The 14,815-nt window shown below is 36.0% G+C and carries 15 protein-coding genes; 10 read left to right on the top strand and 5 right to left on the bottom strand.

The annotated features are described in order from the left end of the window. Window positions 1–29: 29 nt before the first annotated feature. Both BUL40_RS08905 and BUL40_RS08900 read left to right on the top strand, forming a co-directional pair. The gene (locus BUL40_RS08905; RefSeq protein ID WP_010519766.1) at window positions 30–524 is read left to right on the top strand and encodes an RNA polymerase sigma factor; all 495 of its coding nucleotides are present in this window, start codon (window positions 30–32) and stop codon (window positions 522–524) included. A gap of 3 nt (window positions 525–527) precedes the next feature. Beyond that, window positions 528–1,166: a hypothetical protein gene (locus tag BUL40_RS08900; RefSeq protein ID WP_080318974.1), complete on the top strand. Its 639-nt coding sequence runs from the start codon at window positions 528–530 to the stop codon at window positions 1,164–1,166. Here BUL40_RS08900 and BUL40_RS08895 read toward each other — a convergent pair. Further along, window positions 1,163–1,978: a lysophospholipid acyltransferase family protein gene (locus BUL40_RS08895; protein ID WP_010519768.1), complete on the bottom strand. Its 816-nt coding sequence runs from the start codon at window positions 1,976–1,978 to the stop codon at window positions 1,163–1,165. The two genes, BUL40_RS08900 and BUL40_RS08895, sit on opposite strands and share 4 nt — an antisense overlap. A 36-nt stretch (window positions 1,979–2,014) precedes the next feature. Then, entirely contained in the window at window positions 2,015–2,659 is a 645-nt protein-coding gene (locus tag BUL40_RS08890) for an NUDIX hydrolase (RefSeq protein WP_010519769.1), read from the bottom strand. Here BUL40_RS08890 and BUL40_RS08885 point away from each other — a divergent pair. Next, window positions 2,658–3,386: a peptidylprolyl isomerase gene (locus BUL40_RS08885; protein WP_080318973.1), complete on the top strand. Its 729-nt coding sequence runs from the start codon at window positions 2,658–2,660 to the stop codon at window positions 3,384–3,386. The two genes, BUL40_RS08890 and BUL40_RS08885, sit on opposite strands and share 2 nt — an antisense overlap. A gap of 2 nt (window positions 3,387–3,388) precedes the next feature. Here BUL40_RS08885 and BUL40_RS08880 read toward each other — a convergent pair whose 3' ends face one another. Together BUL40_RS08880 and BUL40_RS08875 are read right to left on the bottom strand one after the other, a co-directional pair. After that, window positions 3,389–3,997 carry a trimeric intracellular cation channel family protein gene (locus BUL40_RS08880; RefSeq protein ID WP_010519771.1) on the bottom strand — a complete coding sequence of 203 codons (609 nt, stop codon included), beginning with the start codon at window positions 3,995–3,997 and terminating at the stop codon, window positions 3,389–3,391. A 3-nt stretch (window positions 3,998–4,000) separates the two neighbouring features. Then, window positions 4,001–4,726, bottom strand: a complete 726-nt coding sequence (locus tag BUL40_RS08875) for an RDD family protein (RefSeq protein ID WP_080318972.1) — start codon at window positions 4,724–4,726, stop codon at window positions 4,001–4,003. Window positions 4,727–4,761: 35 nt separating this feature from the next. On the opposite strand from BUL40_RS08875, the gene BUL40_RS08870 reads away from it, so the two are divergent. The 7 genes from BUL40_RS08870 to BUL40_RS08840 are packed head-to-tail and all read left to right on the top strand — an operon-like array spanning window position 4,762 to window position 14,350. Next, window positions 4,762–5,745 (top strand): stage II sporulation protein M, encoded by a 984-nt coding sequence (locus BUL40_RS08870; protein ID WP_080318971.1) that lies wholly within the window; start codon window positions 4,762–4,764, stop codon window positions 5,743–5,745. Further along, window positions 5,711–6,649 carry a hypothetical protein gene (locus tag BUL40_RS08865; RefSeq protein ID WP_080318970.1) on the top strand — a complete coding sequence of 313 codons (939 nt, stop codon included), beginning with the start codon at window positions 5,711–5,713 and terminating at the stop codon, window positions 6,647–6,649. The genes BUL40_RS08870 and BUL40_RS08865 overlap by 35 nt, the downstream gene beginning before the upstream one ends. After that, window positions 6,642–7,373 (top strand): DUF4129 domain-containing protein, encoded by a 732-nt coding sequence (locus BUL40_RS08860; RefSeq protein WP_080318969.1) that lies wholly within the window; start codon window positions 6,642–6,644, stop codon window positions 7,371–7,373. Before BUL40_RS08865 ends, BUL40_RS08860 begins: the two co-directional genes overlap by 8 nt. Then, complete coding sequence (locus BUL40_RS08855; protein ID WP_080318968.1) at window positions 7,366–8,571, top strand: DUF4350 domain-containing protein; 1,206 nt, start codon at window positions 7,366–7,368, stop codon at window positions 8,569–8,571. Before BUL40_RS08860 ends, BUL40_RS08855 begins: the two co-directional genes overlap by 8 nt. Window positions 8,572–8,574: 3 nt before the next feature. Next, window positions 8,575–9,567 (top strand): AAA family ATPase, encoded by a 993-nt coding sequence (locus BUL40_RS08850; RefSeq protein ID WP_080318967.1) that lies wholly within the window; start codon window positions 8,575–8,577, stop codon window positions 9,565–9,567. 2 nt (window positions 9,568–9,569) lie between these two features. Further along, a complete protein-coding gene (locus BUL40_RS08845) occupies window positions 9,570–10,904 on the top strand; it encodes a DUF58 domain-containing protein (protein ID WP_080318966.1) in 1,335 nt (444 codons plus the stop codon). 44 nt (window positions 10,905–10,948) lie between these two features. Continuing rightward, window positions 10,949–14,350 carry a HEAT repeat domain-containing protein gene (locus tag BUL40_RS08840; protein WP_080318965.1) on the top strand — a complete coding sequence of 1,134 codons (3,402 nt, stop codon included), beginning with the start codon at window positions 10,949–10,951 and terminating at the stop codon, window positions 14,348–14,350. A 4-nt stretch (window positions 14,351–14,354) separates the two neighbouring features. On the opposite strand, the gene BUL40_RS08835 is transcribed toward BUL40_RS08840, so the two are convergent. Beyond that, window positions 14,355–14,810, bottom strand: coding sequence for a hypothetical protein (locus BUL40_RS08835; RefSeq protein WP_095529369.1), 456 nt, complete (start codon window positions 14,808–14,810; stop codon window positions 14,355–14,357). Window positions 14,811–14,815 lie beyond the last annotated feature (5 nt).

The following is a 14,815-nucleotide window of genomic DNA, read 5'->3' as shown; positions in this document are numbered from 1 at the left end:
CTAACTATAAAAGTAGCCACCAACCAACTGTGAGTAAAAACCTGGAACATCAATTTGTTACGGAATTGGAGAACAATCAAAATATTGTTCACAAAGTGTGTACGTTATATACACACGACCGCGAATCCCATAACGATTTGTTCCAGGAAATTACCATACAGTTATGGAAAGCCTATCCAAAATTTAGAGGAGAAGCCAAGTTTAGCACGTGGATGTACCGTGTGGCACTAAACACTGCTATTACACTTTATAGAAAGTCAAAGAAGAAAGTAAAGACACAGGATTTTGACTCGGTTTTATTTAAAATAAAGGCCCAAGAATATGACGATACCGAAGAGCAACAATTGAAGCTAATGTACAATGCCATTAAAGAATTGGGCGATATTGAAAAAGCCTTGGTCTTTCTTTACCTAGAAGATAAAAATTACGCCGAAATAGCCGAAACCCTTGGTATTAGTGAGGTAAATGCAAGAGTGAAAATGAATAGGGTTAAAAACAAATTAAGGACCATTTTAAATCCTTAAACTATGATGGACGAGTTAGAATTATTGAAAAAAGACTGGCAAAAGAAAACAGCTTCTTTGCCTAAGCTTAGCTATGACGAAATCTATAATATGATTTTGAAAAAATCGAGCTCCATTGTAAAATGGATTTTCTACATAAGTATTGCTGAATTTCTCTTTTGGATTCTTATTGGCCAGATACCTGTTGGGGAATCTTCCACCTCAGAATTAAAAAACACCAATACCCTTTATACCATTTTAGAAGTTTTATCCTACGGTATAATGCTATTTTTTATAGTTAAGTTTTATTTGAACTACAAAAAAATAAATACCACGGATTCTGCCCGAGCGTTGATGAAAAATATTTTAAAAACACGAAGAACGGTTGTTACCTATGTTTGGGTAAGTCTTTCTGTCTTTGCTATTTCTTTGGTCATAGTTACTGCAGAATTAATTTTCTACGAACCAGAATTTACCGCTTTAAACGAAAAATTGGCCGCAGCTGATAGTTCCCTTATGGTCTACGCCTTAATTGGCATAATAGTAATTGGCTGCATACTAGTAACCGGAGTATTGCTTTGGCTATTTTACCGTCTTATTTATGGTATTCTATTAAAACGATTACAAGAAAATTATAAAGAATTAAAAAAGCTAGAGGTTTAAGAATCTCCTTTGTAACTATATCTTCTTTTTTGATGGTCCTCTTCATATGCTGCTAATTCCTCTTGTGGTATTACACGTAAAAAGGAAGGGTGCTGTTCAATAGCATATTCTAGCTTTTCTATGATTTGATCAATGGTTTCGTTCTCATAATCTATGTTAAGGGGCTCCTTAATAATCATAGATTGAAGTATTCCTTTTTTCTTGATGTATAATCCTTTCTTATCAAAAGAACGTCTAAAGCCGTCTATTACAACAGGCACCACTACGGGTTTATATCTTTTAATTATGTGGGCCGTACCTTTTCGCAAGGGCTTCCAAGGTTTTGTGGTTCCTTGGGGAAACGTTACTACCCAACCATCATTTAGGGCTACTCCAATATTACTGATGTCACTCAATTTTACCTGACGTTTAACATCTTGGCCATCTGCACGCCAGGTACGTTCTATACTTACAGAACCTGCATAGGCCAAAATTTTGGACAAAAGGTTCTTTTTCATGGTTTCCTTGGCTGCAACGTAATAAAAGTTCAATTTAGGATTCCATAAATAGGCCACATTCTTAATGTTATCTTCCCTTCCACTTAAGGCGGCATTAAAAACATGGAACATAGCAACCACATCTGCAAAATACGTTTGGTGGTTACTTACAAAAAGTACGTTTCTCTCTGGTAGGTTTCGAATCACTTCAGAACCTTCAATTTTTAATTTATTAAATCCTTTATATCTAGAATGTGTTATCATTCCTAAAATACGGATTAGCCATTTTTTTAGGAAAAGATTGTGTCCAAAGGGGGTAGACTTAAATATATCCATACGTTAAATCAGAATCGCTAAAATACAAAATAGGCGCTAAAGCACTTGTTTTATTAAGTGTTTGATTTCATTTAGCATCATAGCCGTTGCTCCCCAAACGGTATAACCATTTAATTTAAAGGCGGGTACCATGATATCTGAACCATATGAGGTATTCATTTTTTCTTCAATTAAACTAGCAGAACTTAAAAAATTGGTTAGATCAACCTCTACTAACCGTTCTACCTCTACAGGGTCTTTAATAAATGGTTTGGGGTTTGCATACAAGCCCAAATAGGGCTGCACCAAAAAATTGCTTGGAGGAATGTATAAATCCGTTAATTCTCTAACCAATTCAACCTCTGCAGGGGTTACCCCCACTTCCTCTTGGGTTTCTCTTAAAGCTGTTGCAAGTAAGTTGGCATCTGTTTTCTCTACCTTGCCACCAGGAAAACCAACTTGATTGGAATGAACGCCTTTATACGTTTTTCTTAAAATTAATAATAAATGTGTGCTGTTTGCTGCTCCTTTTGGATAAAATAATGCTAAAACAGCTGCTTTTCTAGCTTTCTTTAAACGGTCTGCATGCTGTTCCCTAACCACCCTGCGCATTTCTGGCTCCATTTTAAAGTGCGCCTCTGGCCCCGGCAAGTTCAGATTTTTTATTTTTACGACCTGTTTCTTAAAATCGGTAAAATTCATGCGTGTTTTAAAACTCTCCTTTTTAGCAAGTTTACTATTAATTTTTATGGTACAATGTGGTAATCCTCCTAAAAAAAAGCAAAAAAACACAGTTAAAGAAGTTGTAAACCAAGATTCTATTAAGGCAAAAAAGCGAGCAGATAGTATTGCTTTGGTAGAAAAAGAAAAAGATACTTTTGAGTTAAACGAGGAAAATGCGATAAAATTTTTCTTTGATTACGCTAAAGATTTAAAGCAAGACAAAGTTAGGTTAACCACTACCAAAGGTAGTTTTACGGTTCAATTATATGATAATGTTCCATACCATAAGGCCAATTTTATATACCTAACACATAAAAAGTATTTTGATAGTACTCAATTTCACCGTGTGGTACCCAATTTTATAATTCAAGGGGGTAACTCTGATGATATGCGTACAGCTAAAAAACGTGGAAAAATAGGACGCTATCTTTTGCCTCCAGACACACGAAAAGGGCACAAACACCATAGGGGCACTATTTCTATGCCCAGTAGTGAGCGAGACAACCCACATAAGCTAGCATCTCCTTTTGAGTTTTTTATAGTAACCACAAACCCTGGTTCTTATCATCTAGATGGAGACTATACACCATTTGGCAGGGTTATAGAAGGAATGGACGTGGTAGACAAAATAAACCAAACACCAATAGATACCGGAGAATGGCCTAAGAAGAATATCTACATTTTAAAAGCTGAAGTACTAGATTAAGCTCAATTACTTTTGTAGATAGTTGGTAATGAAATTTTATACCGTACGGCTAAAATTCTAATTAACAATACCACAAGAATGCCGCCAACAGTAGCGTAATTTTTGGTGAATGGTATGTAATCTAGAACAAAATAAGCCACACCACCCAGTATACAGGCAGTAGCATAAATTTCTTTTCTAAAAATAACGGGTATCTCATTGCATAGAATATCCCGGATTACCCCTCCAAAACTGGCGGTAATTATTCCTAGAACAATACATATAGCAGGTATAAGGCCTGCCTCCATTCCTTTTTCTATACCTACAATGGTGTAAAGACCTATACCTATAGTATCAAACAAAAAAAGAGATTTACGCAGGTACTTTAACTTATTAAAAAACAATACCCCAAAAAATACAGAAGTAATTATAATAATCATATAATTGGCATCTCGCATCCAAACCACAGGTGTATTACCTATGAGCAAATCTCTTAAAGTACCCCCACCAATAGCAGTGACAAAACCAATAATAAGTACCCCAAAGGGGTCTAACTTTTTGTCCATGGCCACCAAAACACCAGAAATTGCAAAGGCTATGGTACCTAAAACATCTATGAGCTGTAAAAACAAGTTTTATATTTTTTGCGTATAGTAATTGTAATCTTTTAGTACGGTGTCTATATACTGTAAGTCATACAAATTAGATTTGGTGTCCAGTATACTGTCTACCTTTACCCGTAACGCGGTTAAGGTTTTGTAATCGTTATTTTTTTTGGCAATTAAAAAGGTTTCTTTAATTAGTCTAATATCTTTATCGGTCAACATAGTAACGTTGGTAAAGGTTGGTTCATAGTCGTCCGTTACATCTTCTAAAATGGTATGGGAAACCTTGGTTTTATTTTTAGTACTAATTACAACTGTACCAGCCGCGGCATCTCCTAATCGTTGCCTTCTTTCTGTAAACAAGATAGAAAGAATGCCTATAGACCCCACAAAAAGCCAAATATCTACTAAACGTAGCATCCACCTAACCAAATAATTACTCCAATGAACAGGTGTACCATCAAAACGAACTACACGCATTTTTAACAACATCTTACCAACGGTTCTGCCGTTGAATAGGCTATGCATAAACAAACTATAACCCATAGCTGGTAAAAAAATCAAAGCAACCAGCCCTCTTTGGGTCCAACCATCTTTGTAGATATAACCAATCATATCTCCAATTAAATTCACTAGAATGGCATAGAGATATAGGATGAAGCCATCTATTAAAAATGCAACAATGCGCTCCCCTAAACTCACTATTTTATAATTTAGGTTTACATTTTGCGTTGTATTGATTTGGAGGTTGCCCATTAAACTTTAAATTTAACTCTTAGTAAAACTCTTTTATGCGCGAAGCTGCCTTTGTAAAGCAAAATAAGGAAAAATGGATAGCTTTTGAAAAGGCCATTAACCTAAAATCCAACACCAATCCAGATGAACTGGCAGAAGGTTACATACAACTCACTAATGACTTGGCTTACGCGCAAACCTATTACGAAGAAAGTAAAACTTTATTGTATTTGAACGCCTTGGCCTCACAGGCGCATCAGAAAATATACAAGAACAAAAAAGAAAGCCGTAACAGAATCGTAGATTTTTGGGCTTTTGAATTTCCCTTGTTCTTTAAACAATACCATAAAACCCTTGGGGTAGCATTTCTCATATTTATGGCCGCAACGGCCATAGGGGTAATAAGTGCCTTAAATGATGCTAGTTTTTTAAGATTAATTCTTGGGGATGCTTATGTAAACGAAACTTTGAACAATATAGCCAAAGGAGACCCTGCCGCTATATATAAAGGCGGTAGTGAAATTGGAACTTTTTTAGGTATTACCATTAACAATATAAGAGTAGGCTTTTTAGCATTTGCCTTTGGTGTTATTACCAGTATAGGCACGTCCTATATCTTATTTAGCAATGGGGTTATGCTTGGGGCCTTTATTACTTTCTTTTATACCAAAGGCGTATTTTTTGAGGCTAATAAACAAATATGGCTACATGGAACAATAGAAATATCTGTAATAATAATTGCAGGCTGTGCAGGATTAATTATGGGAAACAGTATTTTGTTTCCCAAAACATTTTCTAGAAGGGTCTCTTTTATGAAGGGGGCAAAAGATGGTTTAAAAGTGGTAATAAGTACCATACCCTTTTTTATAGTAGCCGGCTTTATAGAAGGTTTTATTACTAGATATACGAATATGCCAACTTGGTTGGCAGCTTTGATAATAGGAGTATCCTTAATTTTAATTGTTTTCTATTATCTGCTTTATCCTATATTTTTAAATAGATTAGATGACGAAAAATTACGTTCCCTTAAGGGTGAATAGGGACTTTGGTGACATCATCAATACCTACTTCGATTTTTTTAAACGAAATATTAAAAAGTTTACCAATGTATTTATCAGTTACAATGGTATTTTTTTAATAGGCCTTTTGGTTGCCAGTTATTTAATGGTTTCCGGGATTCTTGGTTTAATTGAAATTGAAAACAATTTTGGTATAGAAACCACTAATGAAGAAGATTTTTACATACCCATGGCTATTGGTGGCGGTTTATTCTTTATAATTTTTGTAATGGTTGGCGCCTTAAACTACGGCTTATCTACCAGTTATATGGTGTTGTATGATAACGACCCTAACGAATCTTTTCAAAAAAAGGACGTTTGGGCCTACACCAAGTCGCATATGGGAAGTATAATTCTATTTATCTTATTGTTATTCGTTATCTATATAGGCTTTCTAATCGTATCCATTTTCTTTTTAATTATTCCTATTCTAGGGAGTTTGGCACAATATGTACTTCAATTTTTTATCTCTGCTTGGGTAGGAGTTTCTTTTTTTGAAATGTTACAGAATAAGAAGCCGGTAGGTGCAGCCTTGAGCGAAGGTTGGAATTTGGTAAAAAATAACTTTTGGCGCTCTGTGGGCGTAAATTTTGTAATGGGTCTTTTACTATTTATTTTATTGATGCTAATGATGACCGTTCCTGGAGTACTTTTTGGCATCTATACCTTTCATGTAGTGGAGAACAGCGTTTCTTTAACCAGCAACGTAGTTGCCACCGTAATTTATACCATTTGCCTAACTTTAGCCTTAATCGTACTTATTTATGGGCAATGCCTAACACAATTTGTCAACGGAATTTTGTACTACACCCTACACGAAAAAACCTATAATATTAATACACGTAAACGCATAGAGCAAATTGGGGAGGATTTGAACAATGCCTAAAACAGTAACGTTTTTATTAGGTTTTTTACTTGGTTGTTACCTTAGTTGGGGCCAAACCAATGATAGTATTGTAAAGTATGATACCAATATTAGCCTTGAGCAACGTAACTTTGAAAAAGACCTTCAGGAAAAATATACAGGTGATGAATTTGATTATACCATCACTACTGGAGAATCCCAAAACCTACTTACGCGTTTTTTAGCTTTTTTCTTCAATTGGCTAGCAGATACTTTTGGCTTTACCATATCACCTGAAGCATTTAAAATTTTAGAAATCATTATCTATATCTTATTGGGTGGATTGGTACTATACTTAATCATAAAATTTGCCGTAAATGAAAAGGTTAGTACGCTCCTAACCAAACGAGCAAAACCACTTACGGATTTAGGTATATCTGAGCAACATATAGAAACCATAGATTTTGATGCATTATTAGCAGATGCCTTAAAAAACAAGGATTATAGGCTGGCCGTTAGGTATCAATTTTTGCTGTTGTTAAAACATCTTTCCAACAAAGACCTAATAGACTGGCATTTTGAAAAAACCAATGCTGATTATACACGGGAAATTAAGGAACCAAGACTTAAAAACAGCTTTATGGAGTTGGCTTATTTGTATGACTATGTCTGGTATGGAGAACAAGCCATATCAGAACCGGCCTACTTAACGGCAGCAAATAAATTTAATACCGTAAAAAACCAAACACCAAGTAACCATGGATAAACGTTCTAAAATTATTCTAGGTGTTTTCTGTGCGGTACTGTTGGCTATAATTGTAACGGAAATAACAAAACCAAGACCCATAAATTGGAGGCCTTCTTATACCCAATATGATAAAATTCCTTTTGGATGCTATGTGCTTTTTCAAGAGCTAGAGAGCCTGTTTCCAAAAACCGATATTACAAGTGTAGACCAAAACGTTTATGAGTTTCTGGTAAACAGGGATAGTACACAAAAAAGCAATTATTTACTCATTAATGATCATATTAGTTTAGACCGTCAAGAAACAAATCAATTACTTAAATATGTATCTAGTGGTAATAGCGTGCTTATTTCAACTACATCTCTAAGTTATTTTTTGATGGATACGTTAAATATAAAGCTTAGCACGGATTACACCATTAAAGAAGATACTTTAAAAGCTTCTTTCACCAATACAAAGTTTAGTAAGAAGTATGTTTATGACCGTGGCTTATACAATACCCATTTTAGCAGTATAGACACCTTAAATGCAACTGTTTTAGGGCATATAAGTTTCCAAAGCAACAAAGGAATTTTAGATGGCCCAACACAAACCGAAAAACACCCAAATTTTATCAAATCTAAATTTGGCGAAGGCCAATTTTACATAAATACCATACCACAAGCTTTTAGTAATTATTATCTCTTAAACGGAAATGAAGAATATGCCGCTAATGCCTTATCCTATTTAAATGATGAACCATTGTTTTGGGATAGTTATAAGAAAGCTGGTAGGGTAATTATAGATTCACCCATGCGTTTTGTGCTCAACCAAACCGCGTTGAAATGGGCGTATTATTTAACAATTGCAGGGCTTTTATTATTCGTTATTTTCAAGGCAAAAAGGGAACAACGCATCATTCCCGTAATTACCGCCAAAGAAAATACCTCTGTAGCTTTTGCAAGAACCGTAGGTTCTCTTTACTATCAAAATAAAGATTATACGGATTTAATTGACAAAAAAATAAAGTTCTTTTTAGCGTATCTAAGAAGAAACTATTACATAGATACCACAAGGTTAGATGAAGGTACAATTAAAAAATTGGCCGCTAAATCTGGAAAAACAGTACAAGAAACCAAGGCTTTAGTAGAACTGATACAACGCTTAAAAGGCAAAAAAATAAACGGCCCTGAACCGTTATTAGAACTTAACAAAAAGATAACCGCATTTAAGAAATAATACATGGATACCACCAACGAAAACCCATTAGAATTTAATTCAAGGATAGACCTTAATAAATTACAGAATGCAGTAGCTAAAATTAAAGAGGAGCTAGGTAAGATAATTATTGGCCAAGAAGAATTTATAGAATTATTAATTGTTTCTATTTTGGCAGACGGCCATTCCCTTATAGAAGGGGTTCCTGGAGTGGCCAAAACCATTACCGCCAAGCTTTTGGCAAAAACCATGGATGTAGATTTTAATAGAATACAGTTTACACCAGATTTAATGCCTAGTGATATTTTAGGGACATCCATTTTTAATGTTAAAACATCTGAGTTTGAATTTAAAAAAGGTCCCTTATTCTCAAATATTGTACTTATTGACGAGATTAATAGGGCACCGGCCAAAACGCAAGCTGCCTTATTTGAAGCTATGGCCGAGCGGCAAATTACCATAGATGGTACAGAATACAATATGGCACCACCATTTTTGGTTTTTGCCACCCAAAATCCGGTAGAACAAGAAGGAACGTACAGGTTACCAGAAGCACAATTAGACCGTTTTTTATTTAAAATAAAGGTTGCCTATCCAAGCTTGGAAGAAGAAGTGGCCATTTTGGAACGTAAGCACCAACAAAAAGTAAGAAATGAAGAAGATTTAGTCAGTGCCATATTAACGGCCAAAGAAATAAAAGAATACCAAGAAACAATTAAAGATGTAATTGTAGAAGACAACCTTTTACGCTACATAGCGGCCATTGTAAATGCAACTCGTACCAATGCCAATCTGTACTTAGGGGCTTCACCTAGGGCATCTATAGCCATTTTAGAAGCGGCCAAAGCCACGGCAGCTATGAACGGTAGGGATTTTATTACACCAGAAGATATCAAAAAGATTGCCAACCCTATTCTGGCGCACCGTATCATTTTAACACCAGAAAGAGAAATGGAAGGGTTAACCCCAGAAAAAATGATAAATCAACTTATAGAATCTATAGAAATACCTAGATAAAATTGAAACGTATTTTTAAAAATACTTACCTCAACAAACGCTTTTTTTGGTGTTTGGCCTGCCTAATTTTAGGCTTTTTGGTGGCCTTTGTATATCCGCAAATACTGTTTGTAATGCAAATGCTATTTGTCATTTTTATTTTGTTATGGGTAACAGATTTGTTCTTATTATTTGCAACTAAAGGTAAAATTGAGGGCGAAAGATTGGTTCCCGATAAATTGTCTAATGGCGATGAGAACCCTATTGCCATAAAATTAACCAACAGTTATTTATTTAAAACGTATGTTAAGCTCATAGACGAAATTCCTTTTCAATTTCAAAAGCGGGATTTTTTACTTTGGAGTGTGTTGAATCCTGGTCAAGAAAAACAATATCAATACCAATTAAGACCAACCCAAAGAGGCAGTTATTCATTTGGTAGCATAAACGTTTTTGCATATTCTCCCATTGGTTTTTTAAGTAGACGGTTCCAATTCAATACCAATCAAGAGGTGCCGGTATACCCCTCGTTCCTACAATTACGTAAGTATGATCTATTGGCCTTTTCCAATCGTTTATCTGAATATGGTTTAAAAAAAATTAGACGTATTGGGCACACCATGGAATTTGAACAAATTAAGGATTATGTTAGAGGAGATGATATTAGGAATATAAATTGGAAAGCTACAGCCAAGCGCAACCAATTAATGGTAAACCAATATCAAGACGAAAAATCGCAACCCATATATTCCGTTATTGATAAAGGTAGGGTAATGCAAATGCCCTTTAACGGGTTATCTTTATTAGACTACGCTATAAACGCAACTTTGGTCATAAGCAACATTGCCATAAAAAAACAAGACAAAGCTGGTATGTTCTCTTTTAGCAAGAAGGTAGAAAACCGAGTGGTGGCAGATCGTAGAAGCGCTCAGATGAACCTGATTCTAGAAACGCTTTATAATTTGGATACAGACTTTGCAGAAAGTGATTATAGTAGACTTTATATTGATATTAAACGAAACTTAAATCAACGTAGTTTACTTCTATTGTATTCAAATTTTGAAACCTTGGATGCCTTGCATAGGCAATTACCCTATCTACAGGCAATTGCAAAAAATCACTTATTAGTAGTTATCTTTTTTCAGAACACAGAACTACAAGAATTTGTTACAAATAAGGCCAAAAACGTGCATCAAATATTTGAGCAAACAATTGCGGAGAAATTTATTTTTGAAAAAAGACTCATTGTCAATGAGTTACGAAAAAATGGAATACAAACCATATTGACCAAACCAGAGGACCTTACTATCAATACAATCAATAAATATTTAGAAATCAAAGCAAGGGGATTAATCTAAAATGTACTAATTTTCAAGTTCATTTTTACTTAATACCAAACCAAATGCTTTTTAATAAATTTTTAAGTGCTATTTCAACACTTTCTTTGATAGCGCTGCTTTCTTGTGAACAACAACCAAATTTACCCAAACAAAATCCCCTAACACTTAATCAAAATGCTACCACCGCCAAGCAACTGGCATTAGAGGTAAAAAACAACAACACTATAAAGCTTGTAGAAGGGCTTAAACTAGACCTATGGGCTACAGATTCGTTAGCACCAGACCCCATCGCATTAGATGTAGATGATTTTGGTTCGGTTTATATAACACGTACCCTGCGTCAAAAACACTCAGAGTTTGATATTCGTGGGTACAGAGATTGGGTAACCCCTACAAGTTCTTTTAAAACACCAGAAGACAGAAGAAACTTTTTACATACCTTTTTTGCTCCAGAGAATAGTGAACAAAACCAATGGTTACAAGATTTGAACAACGATGGCAGTAGCGATTGGAAAGACCTAGCGATTGAAAAAGAAGAGGTTTGGAAACTAAGCGATACCAATAAGGATGGTCTGGCAGATGTTGCCCAAAGAATTGTTCATGACTTTAACACTGAAATTACAGATGTTGCCAATGCGCTATTGGTAGAAAGAGATAAAATGTATGTTGGTGTTGCCCCAGAAATGTGGGAGCTAAAAGATATAAACCAAGATGGCTATTTTGAAACCAAAAAGGCCTTGGCAACTGGTTTTGGCGTTCATATTGGATTTAGTGGCCATGGTATGTCTGGGGCCATTAAAGGTCCAGATGGTAAATTATATTGGGGAATTGGAGATATTGGTGGCCATATAAAGGCTCAAGATGGTTCAGAATTCGCCTTTCCAAACGAGGGTGTAATTGTTCGCTGTAATCCAGATGGAAGCAATTTTGAAGTTTTTGCACACGGCCTAAGAAATACCCATGAATTTGTTTTTGATGATTACGGTAATATTATTTCTTCTGATAATGATGGGGACCATAGAGGCGAAAGCGAACGTCTTGTACATATTGTAGAAGGCTCTGATGCGGGTTGGCGCTCTAATTGGCAATATGGAAAATATACAGACCCAAAAAACAACGACTATAAGGTTTGGATGGAAGAAGAACTTTACAAACCCCACTGGGAAGGCCAAGCGGCCTACATAATTCCGCCAATCATGAATTACCATAACGGCCCTACAGGCATGGTGCACAACCCAGGTACGGCATTAGGTAGTGAATGGAAAAACAAGTTTTTTCTTGTAGAGTTTGTAGGAGACCCATCCCTATCTCATTTATGGGCTTTTGATTTAAAACCGAAAGGCGCGTCTTTTGAGCTTAAAAGTGAGGTTGATGTTCTAAGTGGCATTTTACCTACCGGTATTAAATTTGGACCAGACGGGGCTTTGTACTTGGCAGATTGGCTCAACGGTTGGGGTACCAAAGATTCTGGAAGAATATGGAAACTAGATGTTTCTGAAGATAAAGATGACCTTGCCCAACAACGTAAGGAAACCTTAAAATTAATGCAGGCCAATTACGAAGACTTTTCTAATGACGAGTTATTGGCATTATTTCAAAATACAGACAGGAGAATTCGGTTAAAGGCTCAATATCAACTAGCAAAAAGTACCTTTTGGGGCTATTACAAGTTAAAGTCCTACGTAAAGGAAGAACAAAATCAACTTGCCAGAATTCACGGAATTTGGACCTTGGGGATGATGGCTGAAAAAGATACCGATAAGGTTGCGGTATTGACCGAATTGTTGGAAGATAATGACCCAGAAATTGTTGCTCAAAGTCTAAAAGTATTAGGAGACGCCAATTATGTTGAGGCAACTGAGAAAGCAATTAACTTGTTACAACATAAAAACGATAGGGTAAAATTTTATGCTGCCCAGGCATTAGGGCGTTTTAAAGCTGAAACAGCAATTGAGCCCTTACTAGATTTTGTCAAGAGTAATAATGATGAAGATTTATACTTAAGGCACGCAGCCGTTTTAGCCTTAGCAAGAATAGGAAATCCGGAGCCTTTAATCGCTCTTTCATCAAGCGATAACAATAGCCTAAAAATGGCCGCGGTACTGGTGCTTAGAAAATTAAAAGACCCTAAGGTTGCGCTTTTCTTAAACGATACTAAAGAAGCCATTGCCACAGAAGCAGCCAGAGCAATAAATGACGATACATCTATACCAGAGGCATTGCCTGCTTTAGCAGAAGTATTAAATAGCTTTAAGTTTACCAATGAGGCTTTACTTAGACGAGCTATCAACGCCGCCATAAGAGTAGAAAGACCAGAACACATAGACTACTTAATTGCATTTGCCAAAAACGATAGTTTACCAGAAAACTTAAGAGGTGAAGCCTTAGCTGCCTTAGGAACTTGGGCATCCCTTTCGGTTTATGATCGTGTAGATGGCCGTTATAGAGGCGAAGTAAAAAGAGATGCCGCCTTGGTACAAGAAAAGGTTAATAAAGAATTAGATAATTTGTTCCAGACCAAGAGCCAAGCGCTTTTAAACGGAGCCATACAGTTAGTAGCCAATTTAGGCTTAAAAGAAAAAGAAGCAGAACTGGTTGCCTTGGCAAAATCAAATAGTTCTGAATCTATTAGGACTAGCGCACTTAACGCATTAGGTATACTAGAGTACGAACAATTGCACCTGGTATTAGCACAAGGTATGAAAGACCGCAGTGAACAAGTTCGCAGTGCCGCTTTGGGTATGTTAGATAAAATAGAGCTAACAAAAGAAGCATTAGAACAAGTGGTAAAACCCGTGTTTGAAAATGCAAGTGTTTGGGAACAGCAAAAAACTTTAGAGGTCTTGGCCGCAATGCCAATTGAAAAAAGTAAATCTATCTTGAGTAATTTAATTTCCAAAGCAGATAAAAATAGATTGCCTAATGAATTGATTTTGGATTTAATAGAGTCTGTTAAAAACTCAGAAAACCAAGCATTGATTGATCAACTAGCTGTTTTAGACGATAATGGTTTTGGAGACGATTCCTATGAACAAACATTAAGCGGTGGTAGTAATTGGCCGGGTAGACAAGTGTTTTTACATAACACTACCGCGCAATGCGTGCGTTGCCATTCCTATCAGGGAACCGGAGGTAAAGTGGGCCCATCACTAGATAATATAGGTGCCATACTTTCTAAAAAAGAATTGTTGGATGCCTTAATTAATCCAACTAAAAGAATAGCCCCCGGTTACGGAAGTGTAACCGTTACCTTAACAGATGGCCAAGAAATTACTGGTGTTCTTGAAGCAGAAACAGAAGAAGAACTAATTCTAAAAACTGGAGATGCAGAACCTATGGAAATACTACATAGTAGAATAAAAACACGTAAAAACTTGCCATCTGGTATGCCTCCAATGGGCAGAATGATAACCAAAAGAGAATTAAGAGATTTAATTGAATTCTTAAGTAATCTTAAAGAGTAAACAACTAATAATACCTTATAAGATTAGGGCTTGCCAACTGTGTTAATGTTGGCAGGCCTTTTTTTTGCGACAAATCTTTAGGTAATTGATAATATTGCGCATTTAGTTTTTGCTTGGCAGCAAATCGTTTTTTTTGTCGTTCGTGATTGGTAAACAAGTCTATTGTTACACCAACCGTAAGCCCGCCCAATACCGTGGCTAGCAAATCTTCATTGTCCCAACCGCTACCCCCTTTTCCTGAATCTATGGCTTCTTTACCTAGACCAATAAGTGCACTTCCGCCAACCGCACCGGCAAAAGTCCAAAATCTGTTGCCTTTAGAAATCTGTTTGGCAATACCCGCCCCAGCTAAACCATAAAGATTACCGCCAAGAAAATGCAGTGCCTTATCTTTTTCTAATTGGGAATGAGCCAAAAAACAGAATAGTAATACAGGTAGTAAGGTTAGCTTTTTACACATGGAGG

This window comes from Croceivirga radicis (genome assembly GCF_002072105.2).
GTDB lineage: Bacteria > Bacteroidota > Bacteroidia > Flavobacteriales > Flavobacteriaceae > Croceivirga > Croceivirga radicis.
This window is presented reverse-complemented; position numbering and strand designations above follow the sequence as displayed.

Coding starts and splice junctions, on each gene's coding strand:
- BUL40_RS08900 (WP_080318974.1), top strand. CDS start 528: ATGATGGACGAGTTAGAATTATTGAAAAAAGACTGGCAAAAGAAAACA.
- BUL40_RS08895 (WP_010519768.1), bottom strand. CDS start 1,978: ATGGATATATTTAAGTCTACCCCCTTTGGACACAATCTTTTCCTAAAA.
- BUL40_RS08885 (WP_080318973.1), top strand. CDS start 2,658: ATGCGTGTTTTAAAACTCTCCTTTTTAGCAAGTTTACTATTAATTTTT.
- BUL40_RS08890 (WP_010519769.1), bottom strand. CDS start 2,659: ATGAATTTTACCGATTTTAAGAAACAGGTCGTAAAAATAAAAAATCTG.
- BUL40_RS08875 (WP_080318972.1), bottom strand. CDS start 4,726: ATGGGCAACCTCCAAATCAATACAACGCAAAATGTAAACCTAAATTAT.
- BUL40_RS08870 (WP_080318971.1), top strand. CDS start 4,762: ATGCGCGAAGCTGCCTTTGTAAAGCAAAATAAGGAAAAATGGATAGCT.
- BUL40_RS08865 (WP_080318970.1), top strand. CDS start 5,711: ATGACGAAAAATTACGTTCCCTTAAGGGTGAATAGGGACTTTGGTGAC.
- BUL40_RS08860 (WP_080318969.1), top strand. CDS start 6,642: ATGCCTAAAACAGTAACGTTTTTATTAGGTTTTTTACTTGGTTGTTAC.
- BUL40_RS08855 (WP_080318968.1), top strand. CDS start 7,366: ATGGATAAACGTTCTAAAATTATTCTAGGTGTTTTCTGTGCGGTACTG.
- BUL40_RS08850 (WP_080318967.1), top strand. CDS start 8,575: ATGGATACCACCAACGAAAACCCATTAGAATTTAATTCAAGGATAGAC.
- BUL40_RS08840 (WP_080318965.1), top strand. CDS start 10,949: ATGCTTTTTAATAAATTTTTAAGTGCTATTTCAACACTTTCTTTGATA.
- BUL40_RS08835 (WP_095529369.1), bottom strand. CDS start 14,810: ATGTGTAAAAAGCTAACCTTACTACCTGTATTACTATTCTGTTTTTTG.